Below are 17,611 nucleotides of genomic sequence, written 5' to 3' on the forward strand. Positions count from 1 at the left end.
ACAGTTCGCCGGTTTCTCGAAAACGACAAGAAAGTTTGCCAAGATGGCAACCGTGGATCCTTTCGACGACGTCCTGGAAGCGGTCGGCCCGAGACTGCGGTCGCTGCGGCAGGAGCGCGGTACGACGCTCGCCCAGTTGTCGGCGTCCACCGGCATCTCGGTGAGCACGCTGTCCCGGTTGGAGGCGGGTCAGCGCCGCCCGACGCTGGAACTGCTGCTGCCGCTGGCCCGGGCGCACCAGGTCCAGCTTGACGAACTGGTGGACGCGCCCCCGACCGGTGACCCCCGCATCCACGCGAAGCCGATCCGGCACCACGGCGCGACGATGATCCCGCTGAGTCGAAGGCCGGGCGGGCTCCAGGCGTACAAGCAGATCGTGCCGGAGGGCTGGCCGGGCGGCGAACCGGACCAGCGGACCCACGAGGGCTACGACTGGATCTACGTGCTGTCCGGCCGGATCCGGCTGGTGCTGGGCGATCGCGACATCGTCCTGTTGGAGGGCGAGGTGGCGGAGTTCGACACGAGGGTCCCGCACTGGTTCGGCAACCCCGGGCCTGGATCGGCCGAGATGCTCTGCCTGTTCGGCCCGCAGGGCGAGCGGCTGCACGTCCGTGCTCGCTCCAAGTAGTGATAGCTTTCCGGGCGGTCAACCATTAGAGAGGACCCTGCACGTGAGCGTCGCGTTGTTCACCCTCGGCGGCACCATCGCGATGGCCGGGCATACGTCCGACGGCGTCCGGCGGCTGACCGGCGCCGACCTGACCGCGGCTGTGCCCGGACTGGCGGACCTCGGCCGGCCGATCGACGTACAGGACGTGGAGGCGGTGTCGAGCGCCAACCTGACGCTCGCCAAGATGCTCGATGTCGTCGATGCCGCGTCGAAGGCGATCAGCAACGGCGCCACCGGCATCGTCGTCACCCAGGGCACGGACACCCTGGAGGAGACGGCGTTCGTGGTCGACCAGGTCTGGCCGCACTCCCACCCGTTCGTCCTCACCGGCGCGATGCGCAACCCGACGCTGGCCGGCCACGACGGCCCGGCGAACCTGCTCGCCGCCGCCCGGGTCGCCTGCTCCCCCGCGGCCCGCGACCTCGGCGCCCTGGTCGTCCTCAACGACGAGATCCACGCCGCCCGCTGGGTCCGGAAGACCCACAGTACGAGTACTGCGACGTTCACCTCGCCCAACGCCGGACCGATCGGCCAGGTGGTCGAGGGCCAGGTCCGCATCCTCACCCGCCCCGCCCGGCAGGACGGCGTACCGGGCCGGGCCGAGCCGGCGGATCTCGACGCGACGCGAGTGGCGCTCTACACGGTCACCCTTGATGACGACGGCCTGCTGCTCGACGGTCTGGCCGACACGCACCAAGGCCTGGTGGTCGCCGGGTATGGCGTCGGGCACGTGCCGTCCGCGCTCGCGCCGGTCCTCGGCGCGCTCGCCGAACGTATCCCGGTCGTGCTCACCTCGCGGACCGGCGGCGGTTCGGTACTGCGCAACACCTACAAGTCGGTCGGGTCGGAGTCGGACCTGCTCGGCCGCGGGCTGATCGACGGCGGCTTCCTCGACCCCTACAAGGCGCGCGTCCTCCTACGGTTGCTCTTGGCAACAGGTGAGGGTCACGACGAGATCATCGCGGCCTTCGCGCAGCACCACTGACCTCGGCCGCCTTGGTGATCAGATAGTCCCGCTCCGGCAGGCTCGTCGTACGCCGGGCCGCCGCGCGGAAGTGGTTCGCGGCGGCCTCGTCGTCACCGAGCATCTCCCAGAAATGCCCCCGTACCGCGTCCAGCCGGTAGTGCCCCGGGAGCTTCTCGTCCAAAGGTTCGAGGAGTTCCAGTCCGGCCTCGGGTCCTTCCACCATGGCCAGGGCGATCGCACGATTCACCGTCACCATGGGGTTGCCGGACAACTCCTCCAGCAGGCCGTACAGCGCGAGGATCTGCGGCCAGTCGGTGTCCTCCGGCTTGTCCACCTCGTCATGCAGCGCGGCGATCGCCGCCTGCAACTGATACTCCCCCAGCGGCTGCCGTCCGAACGCGTCGACGGCCAGCGCGAGTCCTTCGGTGATCAGCTCCTGGTCCCACAGGCTGCGGTCCTGGTCCGCCAGCGGGATCAGCTCACCCGCGGGGCCGGTCCGGGCGAGCCTGCGCGCGTCGTTGAGCAGCATCAACGCCAGCAGTCCCATCACCTGGCCGTTCTCCGGCAGTGACCGGTGCACCATCCAGGTCAGCCGGATCGCTTCTGCGGAGAGGTCGCTGCGCTGGAGATCTGCGCCGCTGCTGCTCGCGTACCCCTCGTTGAACACCAAGTAGAGGACGTGCAGCACCTGGCGCAACCGCTCGTCGCTCTCCTGCAGCTCGAACTCCTGGCCCTTGAGCCGCGCCTTCGCCCGGGTGATCCGCTGCGCCATGGTCGCCTCGGGCACCAGGTACGCCTTCGCGATCTCGGCCGTCGTCAGGCCGCCCACCGCGCGGAGCGTCAACGCGATCGCGGACGCGGGTGACAAGGCGGGGTGGCAGCACAGGAACAACAACCGCAGCGTGTCGTCCTGCTCCTCGACCTCCTCGGCCGGCACCTCACGCCGCGCCGCCAACTCCTCCCGGCGCCGCCGCGCCTGGTCCTGCCGGATCTCGTCGATCAACCGCCGCGAAGCCGCCTGGATCAACCACCCGCGCGGATTGTCAGGCACCCCATCCCGCGGCCAGGTCCGCGCCGCAGCAATCAACGCCTCCTGCACAGCATCCTCAGCCGCCGCAAAGTCCCCAAACCGCCGCACCACCACCCCAACCACCTGCGGCGTCAACTCCCGCAACAACCCATCAATCCCCTCCACGCCCCCATCATCACCCACTCCACCCCACCCCGCCGGGCCCACCCGCCCACCCGCTCGCCGCCCCACCCATTCACCGACGCCCGGTTGCCGACGCCAGGTTGCCGACGCCAGGTTGCCGACGCCAGGTTGCCGACGCCAGGTTGCCGACGCCAGGTTGCCGACGTCTGGTTCCAGCCCGCAGGCCGGCCCGGTCGGCGGCCCGCTGGGCCGCCGCCGCCCCGCGTCCGCGTCTCCCTGCCTCCTCTGCGTCCCCGCGTTGGCCAGTACGCGGTCCGCCGATACGCCGCTCGACCGGTACGCCGGTGTGCCGGCGCGTCGTTCCCCGACCGAGCGTGGGGTTCCCCGGGCATGGGTGCGGGTGGTTTGCGGTCTCCGCTGCGTGATGGTGCTAGTCGTGCTGGGGTGCGTCAAGAGCGCTTCGCGTCCCTTCGGGATCGAAACAAGTTTCGACTCTTGACCCACCCCACCCCGACCAGGGAAGGACGCAGCTACGCGGATCCCGCGGAGGGGTCTGAGCCGGGTCGAGGTGGTGCTTTCGCGGTGGGGTGTACCGGGCGACGGAGGTGTGAGCCGGTCCGGGGTGGTGTTTTCGGGGGTGGGGTGTACCGACCGGCAGGTAGTACTGGGGTGGTCGCGGAGGTTCCAGGCGTGGGCGGCCCGTCGGGGTGGCGTGTGCGGCGACTACTTCCTGTCCGTCGGTACGCCAACGGGTTCCCGGGGGTGGGTTCTCGCCCGGGTGGTGGTGGTTGTGCCGATTCGGGGGCTGGCGCCGACGGGTTGTTCGACCACTGGCAGGTTGTCAGCCGGCTGGCCGGTTGTTCGGCGACTTGTGGCTCGTTTCGGGGTCCACTGGCGGGATGCTCGCCGGCTGGCGGCCAGTAGGGCGCCAGCGGCCGAACAACCCGCCAGCGACAGCCTGCCGGCGCCCCAGGACCCGCACTTTGGGCACCGGACGTGTCCCCGGCCCTTGTCGCCACACCCCCCAGCGGCTCCGGGATAGCTGCGTTCCTTCCCTGGTCGGGGTGGGGTGGGTCAAGAGTCGGAACTTGTTCCGATCCCGAAGGGACGCGAAGCGCTCTTGACGCACACCGGCCCGACTAGGACCATCACGCAGCCCGGGGACGCAACCACCCGAACCGATGCCGGCGGAACCACACCAACTCGGGGAGACAATCACTCTGGCCCATGCCGGTGGAACCAGACCAGCGCATTGTTCGCGACTACCCAGCCACGGGAACGCAACGCGGGTCAGATTCGGGACGCAACTGCCTCAGCCGACCACCTCAGGGGTAGCCTCGCCGAGGAGGCGTAGGATTCCCGGGTCGGGGTGCTGGTAAACATCGATCCGGGCGTGGCGTCAGACACATTTCCGATAGTTGCCTGAGGCAATTACGTGTTCTGAGCGTGCTGGTCGAAAAGTCAATCGTTTCTGATGGATTCTTGCTATAGGCAACCTTCCGGCAAATGGGCGACAAACAAGACTTCCCAGTTACAGCAAAGTTGTCAACGTCAGAACGAAGTACGGTCGGATCCTTCCGAAAACCGCCGTTCGACTTGACCATCACCTGCTTGAAGTGTTCGGATCGGCCTGCTCGGGGATAATTACGAGACTCTTTGGGAGATGGTTGCTCCGTGGTTGAGCACTCGCAGACCAGCAACGAGATCACCAGCGACTACGCCGCCGTCGGCGGGGGCGCCGCGATCTCGTCGGTGGTGGATTTGTTCTACCAGAGCGTTCTGGCGGACCCGCAGCTCGTCGGGTACTTCGAGGGCACGGACCTGGCCCGGCTCAAGCGGCACCAGGTACAGCTCGTCTCCCAGGTGATGGGCGGCCCGGTCTCGTACGAGGGTGCCGACCTGGCCGAGGCGCACCGCGGCCGCGGCATCACCGACGCCGACTTCGGCCGGGTGGTCGAGCACCTGATCGCGGCGCTCGCGGCGCACAGCGTGCCGGAGGACATCGTCGGGCGGGTCGTCCAGGCGCTCGGTGCCACCCAGGGCGACATCGTCACCGCGCGCTGACCCCGGATGGATCCGGCCGCGCTGAAGAACAGTTGGGCCCTGGTCGCCAAGTCGGGCGACGAGGTCCCGCTGTTCTTCTATTCACACTTGTTCCTGTCCCACCCAGAGGTCCGGGAGATGTTCCCGGTCTCGATGGCAGCCCAGCGGGACAAGCTCGTCGGAGCACTCGGCGCCGTGGTGAGCAACGCCGCGCAGCTCGACGAGGTGGTGCCGTTCCTGCAGCAGCTCGGCCGGGACCACCGTCGGTTCTCGGTGATCGCCGAGCACTACTCAGCCGTCGGGGCCTCGCTGCTCGCGACGCTGCAGCACTTCCTCGGCGCCGCGTGGACGTCTGAGCTGGCGGCCGACTGGGCCGAGGCTTACGGTCTGGTCGCGACCGTGATGGTCCAGGCGGCCGAGGAGTCGGCGGAGGAGACACCGGCCTGGTGGCCGGGCGAGGTGCTGGGCGTCGACCGCCGCACCATGGACGTCACGATCGTGCAGATCCGCCCACAGCAGCCGCTCGCGTACCAGCCGGGCCAGTCGGTCGCCCTCGAGATCCCGTACCGGCCGCGGCGCTGGCGCTACTTCAGCCCGGCGAACGCGCCGCGCGACGACGGGTCGATCGAGCTGCACATCGGGCTGGTCCCGGGCGGTCAGGTCAGCGGTCCCGCCGTGAGGTCGCTCAAGCCGGGCGACCCGGTCCGGCTCGGTGCCGCGGTCGGCGACACGCTCAAGCTCCCGGACCACGGCCGCAAGGACATCCTGATGGTGGCCGGCGGGACCGGACTGGCTCCGCTGCGGGCGATGCTCGAGCAACTCGACCGCCGCACGCAGCCGGACGACATCCCCCGGGTGCACCTGTTCCACGGCGCCCGGATGCCCTGGAACCTCTACGAGCACAAACAGCTCACCAGACTCACCCAGCGGCCCTGGTTCAGCTACACGCCAGTCGTGTCCGACGACAGGTCGTACCCGGGCCAGCGGGGTCTGGTCGGCTCGGTGGCCGCGGAGTACGGGCCGTGGACGGGGCACACCGCGCTGGTGTGCGGTTCGCCGTCCATGGTCGCGCACACCGTCGACGAACTCACCGGAGCCGGCACCCCGGCGGCCGACATCCGCTTCGAGTCCTTCGGGACCACTACTTCGGCAGGGGGCCAGCAGTGACGCCCGAAGACCCGTTCGCCCGGAGACCCGCCCAGTCGCCGCACGCAATCCGGCACCAGACGTTCAGCACCCGGCGCAAAGGCCTGGACCCGGACGAAGTGGCGCAGTACCTGGCGGCGCTGGCGGAGCAGATCGAGTACGCCGACGCCGACCGGGCCGAGCTCCGCGCCGAGCTGGAGCGGGTCCGCAACACCAACCCGGACTCGGAGCAGCGCGCGCACATCACGGCCCACGCGGTCGGCCTGCTGAGCCAGGCGCAGCAGATCGCGGACAACCTGGTCGCCGAGGCCGAGCAGTACGCCAAGGACCTGGTGGAGTCGGCCCGGCACCAGCAGCGCGACGTACTGCAGCAGGCGCACGACTCGGTGGAGACAGCGGTCAAGCGGTTGCCGGCCACCGAAGTACAGGCGGCTGAGCTCGAGTACGTGCGGACCTTCACCCAGGTCGCCCACGTGCAGCTCCGCTCGGTACTGGATGCCCTGGCGGAGCAGGTGGAGCGGCTCGGCCACCTGCCGCAGACTCCAGAGGCACAGGCACAGGCACAAGCCCAGGCGTCAGCTCAGGGCGAGGTCGAATGGTGGACAGACCTGTCGTCCAATGGCGGTGCCCCGAACGCTCCGGGCTCTAGTGGCGGTGGCCAGGACGCTCTGGGCTTGCCGTCTCCAGCGGGACATCGGCGGCCGGGATGACGCCGAGGTGAGTTGTCTGCCGGGTCAGCGTCGCGTCCAGGAGCCATTCGGTCGCGGTGCGGATCCGGTTCCCCGGCATCGACAGCAGGTGGTAGCCGCGCGTCACCACCTTGGCCAGGAGGCCTGACAGCGGGATCTGCAGCGGGTCGGCCGCAGCCTGGGTTCCGCCGAGGTCCACGACGAAACCCAGGTCCTTGTGCGAGTACGCCTTGCGCTCGCCCGTCCCGAAGCTCGCCGCGACGTTGTGGGCCGCCCGCCTGCCCTGCCGTTCGGCGTGCTGCGCCGTCATCGGCGTCACCTCACCCGGCCTGGTCAGATCCGGTACCGCGGCCGCGTCGCCGCACGCGTACACGTCAGGGTGCCCCGGTACGTTCAGGAACTCGTCGACCGACAGACGGCCCCTCTCCGTCTTCAGCCCGAGTGCCTCGACCACCGGGTCCGGGCGGACGCCCACACACCAGATCAGCGACTGGGTGGGCACGAACTCCTTGTCCGTGAGCCGCACGCCCTCCCGGGTGGCCTCCTCGACCGACATCTTCATCCGTACGTCGACACCGCGATCGCGGAGCACCTTGTCGGCTGTGCGGGACAACCGGATGTCCAGCTCGGGCATGACCCGGTCGGCGATGTCCAGCAGCATCCACTGGATCCGCTGGTTCCGCAGGCGAGGCCGCCGCTTCTTGAGGAGATCGGTGTAGAGCACGCCGTGCGCGGCCACCTCCGTGCCGGTGTAGCCGGCTCCGACCACCACGAACGTGCAGAACGAGTCCCGCTCGGCCTGGTCGTCCGTGGCGTCGGCCCGTTCGATCTGCTGGGTCAGGTGGTCCCGCAGGAACACGGCCTCGGGAATCCCCCGGAACCCGTGCGCGTGCTCGGCGACCCCCGGGATCGGCAGCAGCTTGTTCACACTGCCGGCCGCGATGATCAGCCGGTCGTACCCGATCTCCCCGGGCCGGTCGCCCGGATCGGCGTACCGGACTATGCGCTTCTCGAGGTCGAGCCCGTCGACCTCGCCGAGCACCAGCCGGACGTCGGGGAGGGTGTCCGCGAGCGACACCGTCACCCGGCGCGGTTCGAGGATGCCGGTCGCCACCTCGGGCAGGAGCGGGAGGTAGAGAAAGTAGTCGGTCGGATTGACGACCACGATCTCGGCTCGGCCCTTGGCCAGCTTGCAGAGCGTCTTGGCGGCGTGATACCCGGCGAAGCCCGCCCCAATGATCACAATCCTCGGCGTCATACCCCCTTCGTTACCAGATCGGCTCCCCTCAAGCCACGGCTAAGCTCCTCGGCATGACTGGGGAGAGCGACGAAGACATCACCACGGACCGGGTGCAGGCACTGGTGTTCGGCGAGGTGGCGACGGAGTACGAGCGGGTCCGCCCCGGCTACCCGGAAGCGCTCGTCGACGAGGTGCTCGCCTACGCGCCCTCCCAGCAGGCGGCTCTCGACATCGGTGCCGGCACCGGCAAGGCCACGGTCGCCTTCGCGGGCCGCGGCCTCCGCATCACCGCGCTGGAGCCCGACCCGGCCATGGCCGTCGTACTGCGTCAGCGCGTGGCCGGCCTCGCCGTGAACATCGCGATGGCGTCACTGGAGACGTACCAGCCGGAGGAGACCTACGACCTGGTCTACAGCGCGCAGGCGTTCCACTGGACCGCCCCAGGTACCCGCTGGGCCCGTACGGCGGCTGCCCTGCGTCCCAGTGGAGCCTTGGCCCTGTTCTGGAACCACGACCGAGTGGCGGACCCCGTAGTACGGGCCAAGGTGTTCGGCGTGCTCCGCGAGCAGGTGCCGATGCTCGCTCCGGCCGGTGAGCCGCCTGAGCCGGAGAGCCTGCTGAAGCTCTGGCCGTACGACGAACTGTCGGTGCGGCCCGAGTTCGGGGAGCTCAGGCAGGAGGTCTACCGCTGGGAGCGCGAGCTGTCCGCCGAGGACTACCTGGCCTACCTGACCACCCAGTCGTCGTACCGGATGCTCGAGGCGGACGAGCGCCAAGACCTGGTCGACGCGCTGGCAGCCGTACTGCCGAGCCACGTGGTGCTGGACGTCGCGACCCTCCTCCACCTGGCCAAGCGGCGCTAAGGACCAGCCGTCTGGCTGGGCGGCGGACTGGACCGCTCAGTCGAGCAGGGCGTCGACGAACTGCTCGGCGTCGAAGGGGGCCATGTCGTCCGCGCCCTCACCGAGGCCGACGAGCTTGACCGGGACGCCCAGCTCGCGCTGCACGGCGATCACGATGCCGCCCTTGGCCGTGCCGTCCAGCTTGGTCAGCACCAGGCCGGTCACGTTGATCACCTCGGCGAAGACCCGGGCCTGGGTGAGGCCGTTCTGGCCGGTGGTGGCGTCGATGACGAGCAGTACCTCGTCCACCTCGGCGGTCTTCTCGATCACCCGCTTGACCTTGCCGAGCTCGTCCATCAGACCGGTCTTGGTGTGCAGCCGGCCGGCCGTGTCGACCAGCACCACGTCGGCCTGCTCCTCGATGCCCTGCTTGACCGCGTCGAAGGCGATGCTGGCCGGGTCGCCGCCCTCGGGGCCGCGGACGGTCCGGACACCGACCCGCTCGCCCCAGGTCTGCAGCTGGTCGGCCGCCGCCGCGCGGAAGGTGTCGGCCGCGCCGAGCACCACATGCTTGTCCTCGGCAACCAGCACGCGGGCCAGCTTGCCGACCGTGGTGGTCTTGCCGGTGCCGTTCACGCCGACGACCAGCACGACAGCGGGCTGGTTCTCCTTGCGCTCCACCTTCAGCGACCGGTCCAGCGATGGGTCGACCAGCGCGATCAGCTCCTCGCGCAGGATGGTGCGGGCCTGCTCCGCGGTGACGCCCTCGACCCGGACCCGGGTGCGCAGGCGCTCGACCAGTTCCTGGGTCGGCGCGACGCCGACGTCGGCCGTGATCAGCGTGGTCTCGATGTCCTCCCACGCCTCGTCGTCGAGCTTGTCCCGCGACAGCAGCGCGAGCAGCCCCTTACCGAGCGAACCCTGCGAGCGGGCCAGCCGCGCCCGCAGCCGGACCAGCCGGCCCTGGGCGGACTCGGGCTTCTCGATCGTGGTGGTCGCGCCGGCCTCGGGCAGCTCGGTGTCCTCGAGCGTCCGGGTCGGCGTGTCCCGGGGTTCCTCGGCGTCGTCACCGACCTGGGGCTCGGCGATCTCCGGGGTCGGCTGGGGCGCCGGCAGTTCGGCCGCGCGACGCCGGGAGATGACCAGTCCGGTGGTACCGCCGACCAGCAGGACGGCGATCACCGCGATGATGGCGATCAGGGCCTGGTCGGTGAGCAGGGTGACAAGCTGAGAGATCAACACGATTCCCCATCTTGGCAGACACCCGGACCGTGGCCCGCATCGCTCACCGGAGGTCCACCACCGGTTGCGTTAGGTGAGGAGCCAGGTCGGGCCGGTGAGTGAGCAGTACTACGGTCCGCGAGCCTGCCGCCGCGAACAGATCCGACAGCAGCGCCCGGGCGGTCTCCTCGTCCAGATGCTCGGTGGGCTCGTCCAGGACCAGCACGTCGTGGTCCGCCAGCAGCAGCCGCGCGAAGGCGAGACGCTGGCGTTCACCGCCGGACAACCGGGCGCCGTGCTCGCCCACCATGGTGTCGAGTCCCTGTGGCAGGCCGTCGACGAACCGTCCGAGCCTGGCCCGGTAGAGCGCCTTCCATAGCTTCAGGTCGCTCGCGCCGGGCCTTGCGAGCAGCAGGTTCTCCCGGATGCTCGTGTCGAACACGTGGCTCTCCTGGGTCAGCAACCCGACGACCGACCTCACCTGGTCTCCGTGCAACCTGGTCAGGTCGACGCCGCCCAGGGTGAGCTGCCCGGCCCGTGGCTCGAGGAACCTCAGCAGCACCGCGGCCAGGGTGCTCTTGCCGGAGCCGCTGGGCCCGGTCACAACTACCCGGCTCCCGGCCGGTACGACCAGGTCCACTCCTCGCAGCACGTCCGCTTCGTCGTAGCCGACGTACAGGTTCTTGATCGCGAGGTCCCGGCCTGTCGGGAGCGGTAGTGCCGCCGTGGGCTCGGTGACAGGCGTCGGCGTGCTCAGGAGGTCCTGTACGCGGGCCAGTGACGCCCGTACGCGTGTCGCCAGCTGGGCGGCGGCGGGGATGCCGCCGAGCACGTCAGCGAGGGCCAGCGGGGTCAGCACGAGTACTGCGAAGACAGGGCCGGTGATGGCCGCTTGGTGGCCGAGCACCAGGCCTGCGAGGCTCGCTCCACCGACACAGAGGACGAGCAGCGCGTTGCCCAGCCCTGCACTCCAGGCCGAGCGGCGCTCTGCGGCAGCCAGACGAGCATCTGCTGCGCTGAAGGATGCCAGCACGTCGTCGACCGCGTTGAAGGCGACGACGTCGGCGGCAGTCAGCAGGGTCTCCGTCGCAGCGGCCGCTACGTCGCCCCTGGCTCCTGCTATCGATCGCTCGGCTCTCCGGGCACTGCTCGCCGTCAGCCACGGGACCACCGTGCAAGCGAGCGCCACAGCGATAGCCACAGCGACACCCGCCGAGGGCAGCAGCACCACGAGCAGCGCAACCGTCGCTGTAGCGGTCACGGCGGCAACGAGTACGGGCAGGACCACCCGTAGCCAGAGGTCCAGTACCGCGTCGACATCCAGGAGAAGACGAGCCAGCAGGTCCCCGCTCCGCAGCGAAGACAGCCCAGCCGGGGCCAGTTCCTCCATCCGCCCGGTGATCCGCGAACGGGTCTCGCCGAGCACCCGGTACGCCGCGTCGTGGGCCGCCAGCCGTTCGACGTACCGGAAGAAGCCCCGACCGACTCCGAACGCCCGCACGGCAACGATCGCCACCATCAAGATCAGCACGGGCGGCTGCGCGGCCGCTGTCGTGATCAGCCAGGCAGACGTAGCCAGCAGCGCCACAGCCGACCCCGACGCCAGTACCCCGGCCAACACCGCCAGAGCCAGCCGCGGCCGCGCCCGCCGATCCGGCTTCACCAACGCCCACCAGCCGACCGTCACCCGCTCCGCAGTCCTCAGACCGCCGCCAGCGTGTGCCACAGCCCGAGTCCCAGCCACACCAGCTCTGGTCGCGATGCTCATGCGGTCACCAGGCTTTCCACTCGGCCCACCTCGACCACTCGGTCCGCGGCAGCGAGCAGTGCCGGCCGGTGCGCCACCAGCAGCACGGTCCGTCCCGTTGCCCGCAGGTTGGCGACTACCGCAGCCTCCGACGACGCGTCCAGCCCGGCAGTCGGCTCGTCCAGCAGCAGGACCGGTGCATCGGTGATCAGCGCCCGTGCCAGCGCCACCCTGCGCCGTTGACCACCCGACAGCAGTTGACCGCCCTCCCCCACCGCCTTGGCCGGGTCGAGCTCGGGAGCACCTGCAGCAGCCAGTGCCCTCAGTACGTCGTAGTCGCTGGCGTCGGGCCGTCCGAGCCGCACGTTGTCCGCGATGCTCCCCAACCGCAGTCCCGGCCGCTGCGGCACCCAGGCGAACTGCTCACGCCACCGCTCCGGCGCGAACTCGTCCGCCGCACTCCCCCCGGCCACGACCACGCCGCCCTCGGGCACAACGAACCCGAGGATCGTCGCGATCACCGTGGACTTCCCAGCACCACTGGGCCCAGCCAACGCGACCACCTCGCCCGGCCAGAGGTCCAGGTCGAAGCCCCGCAGTACAGGCTCGTCCCGCTCCGGGTAGCGAACCGTCACGTCGTGCAGGTGCAGCGAGATCACCCGCAGATCCGGTACGTCGGTCCGCTCGCCGCGCTCGGGCAGTGGGGTCTCCAGTACGCGGAACACTTCCTCGCTGGCCGCGACGCCGTCCGCGCTCGCATGGAAGTTCGCACCGACTTGCCGCAAGGGTAGGTAGGCCTCGGGCGCGAGGATCAACACCAGCAGCGCCGTCTCCAGCCCGAGCTTCCCCTCCACCAGCCGCAACCCGACCCCGACCGCGACCAGCGCCACCGAGATGCTCGCCAGGAGTTCCAGCACGAACGACGACAGGAACGCCAGCCGCAGGCTGGCCATCGACGCCACCCGGTGCTGGTCGGTCACCCGGCGTACGGCGGCCGCCTGGGCCTTCGCCCGGCCGAACAGCTTCAGCGTGGGCAGCCCGGCCACCACGTCGGCGAAGTGATGCGCCAGTACTGCGAGGGCGTGCTGCCTGCGCCGGCTGTGGGCCTGCGTCGCCCACCCCACCAACGCCATGAAGACCGGGATGAGCGGCAGCGTCACCAGCACGGTCGTGGCAGCGATCAGGTCACCCGTGGCCATCCAGGCAACCACTCCGGCCGGCACTGTCGCCGCAAGGACCAACTGCGGAAGGTAGCGGGCGAAGTACGGGTCCAGATCGTCCAGGCCCTTGGTCAGCAGGGTGGTGAGCGCACTGCTCCGCTCACCACTGAGCCAGGCGGGCCCGAGCTTCAGCGAGTGCTCCAGCACCTGCCGCCGCAGCGTCGACTTCACTGCGGCCGCCGACCGCTGTGCGACGACCTCCTGGAGCCACTGCAGCGCGGCCCGCGCGACCAGGACCGCAGCCAACTGCCAGGCCACGCGGCTGATGTCGGCACCGTGCAGCACGACCCCGGCGATCCCCTTCGCCAGCAGGACGGCCTGGAGGATGATCAGTAGCCCGGTGGCGATCCCGATCAGCACTGAGCCGACCAGGAACACCCGAGCCGCCCGCGCCCTCCGCAGCAACCTCGGATCCACCGGCTTCATGACACGGGACCGGCTTGGGGTGGGGTCACCGTTGACACCGTGACGGGCTCGACGGTGATCCGCTTGCGGAACACCCAGTACGTCCAGCCCTGGTACAGCAGCACCAGCGGCGTGAAGATGCCCGCGATGATCGTGAGCGCCTTCAAGGTGTACGGCGTCGACGCGGCGTTGGTGGTGGTCAGGCTCCACGCCGGATCGAGACTCGACGGCATCACGTCCGGGAACATCGCCACGAACAGCGAGACCACCGCCAGCGCGACCGCGACCGCCGTACCCAAGAAGGCCCAGCCCTCGCGACCGAACCTGTTGGCCACCAGACCGGCCAGCAACGCCACGGCGGCAACCCCTGCGACCACTGCGGAGGCGAGGTCGCCACGTATTCCATGAGCCCAGGCAAGGAAGCCAACGGCCAGGACGGCGGCTGCGAGACCTGTCAGTGACGCGAACCGGTTCGCCCGCTGCCGCAACTCCCCCGTCGTCTTCAGCGCCAGGAAGATCGCGCCGTGCGCCACGAAGACCGCAGTGAAGGCGACCCCGCCCAGTAGCGCGAACGGGCTGAGCAGGGATCCCAGACTCCCGACGAACTCGTGCGACGAGTCGATCGGCACCCCGCGGACCAGGTTGGCGAAGGTGATCCCCCACAGCAGCGCGGGCGCCACCGACCCGATGGTGATCATCGTGTCCATCCGCGAGCGCCACACCAGGTCGTCCCGCTTGCCGCGGTACTCCAGCGCCACCCCGCGCAGGATCAGCGCGACCAGGATCGCGAACAGCGGCAGGTAGAACCCGCTGAACAGCGTCGCGTACCACTCGGGGAAGGCCGCGAAGGTGGCGCCGCCGGCCACGATCAGCCAGACCTCGTTGCCGTCCCAGACCGGGCCGATGGTGGTGATCACCGCGCGCCGCTCGGGCTCGTCGCGGCCGAGCACCCGCAGCAGGATGCCGACGCCGAAGTCGAACCCCTCGAGCACGAAGTACCCGACCCACAGGCCCGCGATGACGATGAACCAGATCGTCGTGAGTTCCATGGTCAGCACCTCAGTACGCGAAGGAGAGCGGTTTGTCGGGCTGGTCCGGCGCATCGTCGGACTCGACCGGATCGAGGCCCGCACGAATCGCCCGGAACATCAGCTTCACCTCGACCACGGCCAGTGCGCCGTACAGCAGGGTGAAACCGATCATCGAGGTCAGTACCTCGGACGTCGTGGTGCCGGGTGACACCCCGGCCGCGGTCGGCAGCAGGCCGAACACCAGCCAGGGTTGTCGTCCGGTCTCGGTGAAGATCCAGCCGAAGGAGTTCGCGGCCAGCGGCAGCAGCGGCAATGGCAACGCCACCCAGGCCAGCCAGCCGGCCGGCGCCCGGCCTCGGCGAGTCGTCCAGAGCAACCAGACCGCGATCACCGCCGACGCCATCCCGACCCCGATCATCAACCGGAAGGTCCAATAGGTGAGCGGGATGTTCGGGTGGTACGAGCCTGGTCCGTAGAGCTGCTCGTAGGCCTCCTGCAGCGAGTTGATGCCCTTCACCTCGTCCTCGAAGTGCCCGGTGGCCAGGAAGGAGAGCAGGTACGGCACCTTCAGCGAGTAGATCTCCCGGGAGCCGTCCAGCGTGCCGATGGTGAAGATCGAGAACGAGGCCGGCTTCTCCGTCTGGTACAACGCCTCGGCCGCGGCCATCTTCATCGGCTGCACCTCGGTCATCACCTTGCCCTGCTGGTCGCCGCTCAACGCGACCCCGGCACCCGCGACGAGGACGACGACGGCGCCCAGCCGCATCGCGGTCCGGAACGCGTCGGTGTCGACACCCTTGTGCCGGACCAGGTGCCAGATCGCGACCCCGGCGACGAACGCGCCGCCGACCATGAACGCGGCGAAGATCGTGTGCGGGTAGGTGACCAGGACGACCTTGTTGGTCAGCACCGCGCCGATGTCGGTCAGCTCGGCGCGGCCGCGCTCGGCGTTGTAGCGGAAGCCGACCGGGTTCTGCATCCAGGAGTTCGCCGCCAGGATGAAGTACGCCGACAACTGGCTGCCGAGCACCACCATCCAGATGCAGGCCAGGTGGATCTTCTTCGGCAGCCTGTCCCAGCCGAAGATCCACAGCCCGATGAAGGTGGACTCGAGGAAGAACGCGAGCAATCCCTCCAGCGCCAGGGGCGCGCCGAACACGTCGCCGACGAAGCGCGAGTAGTCGCTCCAGTTCATCCCGAACTGGAACTCCTGGACGAGTCCGGTGACCACACCCATCGCGATGTTGATCAGGAACAGCTTCCCGTAGAACTTGGTCAGCCGCAGGTACTTGTCCTTGCCGGTCCGCACCCACGCGGTCTGCAGACCGGCGGTGATCGCGACCAGGGAGAGTGTCACCGGGACGAAGAAGAAGTGGTACACCGTGGTGATCGCGAACTGCCACCTGGCCAGATCCAAGGTGTCCATGCCGGCCTCCAAGCCGTCTACGACGTTACGTAGTAGATGCTAGCGTCGATCTACTACATTGCGTAGTTATACTGGTCACGTGGCCACCGGTGCGAGAACTCCACGCCCCCTCGGCGACCTCGAGCGGCTCGTGATGGAGCAGCTCTGGGCCGCCGACGGCGCACTCACCGTGCGCGAGGTGCACGAGCGGCTCGCGGGCACCCGCGATCTCGCCTACACCACCGTGATGACGGTGCTCGACCGGCTTGCCAAGAAGAAACTTACCGAGCGCGAGCGGGACGGCAAGGCCTGGCGCTACAAAGCCGCCGCGCCCCGCGAGGAGATGGCCGCGGATCTGATGCGCGACGCGCTCGACCGGGCCGGCGACCGCCGGGAGGCCCTGGTGCGGTTCGTCGGACAGGTCAGCGACGAGGAGGCAGCCCTGCTCCGCGACGCGCTCGCGCGGCTGGAGGCTCGGGAGGGGTGATCACCCCGCTACTGCTCGCCGCACTCGCGCTGGTGCTGACCGGGCCGGCACCGGCTCTCCTGGCTCGCTCCAGCTGGCCGTACCGGATCCCCCGGGCTGCCGTTGCCCTGTGGCAGGCGATCGCGCTGGCCGCAGTACTGGCTGCTCTCGGGGCTGGGCTCGCGCTGTCGTACTCGACGGCGGGTGAGCCTGGTGAGCCTCGGTTCGATCCTTCGTCTGCGCGGGATCTCGCGGCTGCGGCTGTGCTTGCGTTGACGGCGCTTGTCGCTGTCAGGCTGGTCTGGGCTGTCGGGCGGGTTGCTGTCGGGACGAGGGCGCGGCGGAAGCGTCACCGCGATCTAGTGGACGTGCTTGCGACCCCGGACGGGCTGATCCCGGGTCTGCGCGTGCTCGCCGAGGAGACGCCGCTCGCGTACTGCCTGCCCGCAATGCGTGGCTCGAGGGTGGTCGTGTCCGTTGGTGCGCTCGACTGCCTGGACGACGGTGAACTGCGGGCGGTACTGGCCCATGAGCAGGCTCATCTGCGCGCGAGGCATGACCTGGTCCTGGAAGCCTTCACAGCCCTGCACCACGCCTTCCCCCGCTGGGTCCGCAGCGACGTAGCCCTCGACCAAGCCCGAACCCTGGTAGAACTCCTCGCCGACGACGACGCCCGCCGCCGCAACGGCCCGCTCCCCTTGGCCCGAGCCCTGGTAGCCCTCGCCGGCTCCTCCGCCCCCGAAGCCGCCCTGGCCGCAGCCAAGTCCTCCACGGTTCTCCGTGTCCAACGCCTAGCCGACCCCGAACCCAACCACCCGGTCATGGCATCGGCCACCTACACCACAGCCGTCCTCCTCCTCGTGGTCCCCACCTTCACCGTCGCCACCCCCATCCTCAAAGCCGTGGCCAACGCCCTCACCTAGTACTCCGCCCCACGCGGCTCATGCGTCGCCCGCTCCCACCCACCCGGGTCGCCCGCTGCTGCGTCGCAGGCTCAGTGAAAGCGGGGGCTCCGGCAGCCGTGGTCGATCGACCACGTACCCGGGCGGCTCCAGCGGATGCGCCCGAGCTGGTTCGGCCAGACACCCAGGCGCCTCCTCCGTCAACCGCTCCTGCGTCGCCGGCTCAGCGAACGCCAAGGCGGTCGCGGTGGAGTGGCTGTTTACCCCGACGGGCTCGGCTGGCTACGGGGCCGCCGCGAGGTGGTGACGCCGCGCGAGGTGGTGGGCAGGCGGGCGACCTGGCTCACAAGACGCCCGCCCGAGCTGCTGCTCTGGCCGGTCTGTACCGACCGACAGGAAGAGGTCGCTCACGACGCCAACCTCCACACCTACGGAGACGGCTGAGGCGCAGACAGAACGCAGTA

At 69.6% G+C, this 17,611-nt stretch carries 16 protein-coding genes; 9 read left to right on the top strand and 7 right to left on the bottom strand.

Features of this window, described 5'->3' with window-relative positions:
* Positions 1-43 precede the first annotated feature (43 nt).
* Together EV644_RS26820 and EV644_RS26825 are read left to right on the top strand one after the other, a co-directional pair.
* Positions 44-628: a helix-turn-helix domain-containing protein gene (locus EV644_RS26820; protein ID WP_132191448.1), complete on the top strand. Its 585-nt coding sequence runs from the start codon at positions 44-46 to the stop codon at positions 626-628.
* A 43-nt stretch (positions 629-671) separates the two neighbouring features.
* On the top strand, positions 672-1,655 hold the full coding sequence (locus tag EV644_RS26825; RefSeq protein WP_132191447.1) for an asparaginase: 984 nt from the start codon (positions 672-674) through the stop codon (positions 1,653-1,655).
* Here EV644_RS26825 and EV644_RS26830 read toward each other — a convergent pair.
* Positions 1,627-2,832: an RNA polymerase sigma factor gene (locus EV644_RS26830; protein WP_132191446.1), complete on the bottom strand. Its 1,206-nt coding sequence runs from the start codon at positions 2,830-2,832 to the stop codon at positions 1,627-1,629. The genes EV644_RS26825 and EV644_RS26830 overlap by 29 nt on opposite strands.
* 1,632 nt (positions 2,833-4,464) lie before the next feature.
* Here EV644_RS26830 and EV644_RS26835 point away from each other — a divergent pair.
* Genes EV644_RS26835 through EV644_RS26845 form a run of 3 tightly spaced genes read left to right on the top strand, consistent with a single transcriptional unit; the run spans position 4,465 to position 6,689 of the window.
* Positions 4,465-4,854, top strand: coding sequence for a group I truncated hemoglobin (locus EV644_RS26835; protein ID WP_158292930.1), 390 nt, complete (start codon positions 4,465-4,467; stop codon positions 4,852-4,854).
* A gap of 6 nt (positions 4,855-4,860) precedes the next feature.
* Positions 4,861-6,000, top strand: coding sequence for a globin domain-containing protein (locus tag EV644_RS26840; protein ID WP_132191444.1), 1,140 nt, complete (start codon positions 4,861-4,863; stop codon positions 5,998-6,000).
* The gene (locus tag EV644_RS26845; protein ID WP_158292931.1) at positions 5,997-6,689 is read left to right on the top strand and encodes a DivIVA domain-containing protein; all 693 of its coding nucleotides are present in this window, start codon (positions 5,997-5,999) and stop codon (positions 6,687-6,689) included. The genes EV644_RS26840 and EV644_RS26845 overlap by 4 nt, the downstream gene beginning before the upstream one ends.
* On the opposite strand, the gene EV644_RS26850 is transcribed toward EV644_RS26845, so the two are convergent.
* A complete protein-coding gene (locus EV644_RS26850; RefSeq protein WP_132191442.1) occupies positions 6,625-7,926 on the bottom strand; it encodes an NAD(P)/FAD-dependent oxidoreductase in 1,302 nt (433 codons plus the stop codon). The genes EV644_RS26845 and EV644_RS26850 overlap by 65 nt on opposite strands.
* Positions 7,927-7,979: 53 nt before the next feature.
* On the opposite strand from EV644_RS26850, the gene EV644_RS26855 reads away from it, so the two are divergent.
* Complete coding sequence (locus EV644_RS26855) at positions 7,980-8,771, top strand: class I SAM-dependent methyltransferase (RefSeq protein ID WP_132191441.1); 792 nt, start codon at positions 7,980-7,982, stop codon at positions 8,769-8,771.
* 36 nt (positions 8,772-8,807) lie between these two features.
* On the opposite strand, the gene ftsY is transcribed toward EV644_RS26855, so the two are convergent.
* Genes ftsY through EV644_RS26880 form a run of 5 tightly spaced genes read right to left on the bottom strand, consistent with a single transcriptional unit; the run spans position 8,808 to position 15,800 of the window.
* Complete coding sequence (gene ftsY / locus EV644_RS26860) at positions 8,808-9,992, bottom strand: signal recognition particle-docking protein FtsY (protein WP_132191440.1); 1,185 nt, start codon at positions 9,990-9,992, stop codon at positions 8,808-8,810.
* A gap of 43 nt (positions 9,993-10,035) precedes the next feature.
* The gene (cydC, locus tag EV644_RS26865; RefSeq protein WP_305000086.1) at positions 10,036-11,697 is read right to left on the bottom strand and encodes a thiol reductant ABC exporter subunit CydC; all 1,662 of its coding nucleotides are present in this window, start codon (positions 11,695-11,697) and stop codon (positions 10,036-10,038) included.
* A 38-nt stretch (positions 11,698-11,735) separates the two neighbouring features.
* Positions 11,736-13,364, bottom strand: coding sequence for a thiol reductant ABC exporter subunit CydD (gene cydD, locus EV644_RS26870; protein WP_132191439.1), 1,629 nt, complete (start codon positions 13,362-13,364; stop codon positions 11,736-11,738).
* Positions 13,361-14,392 carry a cytochrome d ubiquinol oxidase subunit II gene (cydB, locus tag EV644_RS26875; RefSeq protein ID WP_132191438.1) on the bottom strand — a complete coding sequence of 344 codons (1,032 nt, stop codon included), beginning with the start codon at positions 14,390-14,392 and terminating at the stop codon, positions 13,361-13,363. The genes cydD and cydB overlap by 4 nt, the downstream gene beginning before the upstream one ends.
* A 10-nt stretch (positions 14,393-14,402) precedes the next feature.
* On the bottom strand, positions 14,403-15,800 hold the full coding sequence (locus EV644_RS26880) for a cytochrome ubiquinol oxidase subunit I (RefSeq protein WP_132191437.1): 1,398 nt from the start codon (positions 15,798-15,800) through the stop codon (positions 14,403-14,405).
* A gap of 79 nt (positions 15,801-15,879) precedes the next feature.
* Here EV644_RS26880 and EV644_RS26885 point away from each other — a divergent pair, with 79 nt between their 5' ends.
* The 3 genes from EV644_RS26885 (at position 15,880) to EV644_RS26895 (ending at position 17,591) form a co-directional block, all read left to right on the top strand.
* Positions 15,880-16,266, top strand: coding sequence for a BlaI/MecI/CopY family transcriptional regulator (locus EV644_RS26885; RefSeq protein WP_255511348.1), 387 nt, complete (start codon positions 15,880-15,882; stop codon positions 16,264-16,266).
* Positions 16,263-17,168, top strand: coding sequence for a M56 family metallopeptidase (locus EV644_RS26890; protein ID WP_132191436.1), 906 nt, complete (start codon positions 16,263-16,265; stop codon positions 17,166-17,168). The genes EV644_RS26885 and EV644_RS26890 overlap by 4 nt, the downstream gene beginning before the upstream one ends.
* Positions 17,169-17,399: 231 nt before the next feature.
* A complete protein-coding gene (locus EV644_RS26895) occupies positions 17,400-17,591 on the top strand; it encodes a hypothetical protein (RefSeq protein WP_132191435.1) in 192 nt (63 codons plus the stop codon).
* The last annotated feature ends 20 nt before the right edge of the window (positions 17,592-17,611 follow it).

Source organism: Kribbella orskensis (assembly GCF_004342085.1).
GTDB lineage: Bacteria > Actinomycetota > Actinomycetes > Propionibacteriales > Kribbellaceae > Kribbella > Kribbella orskensis.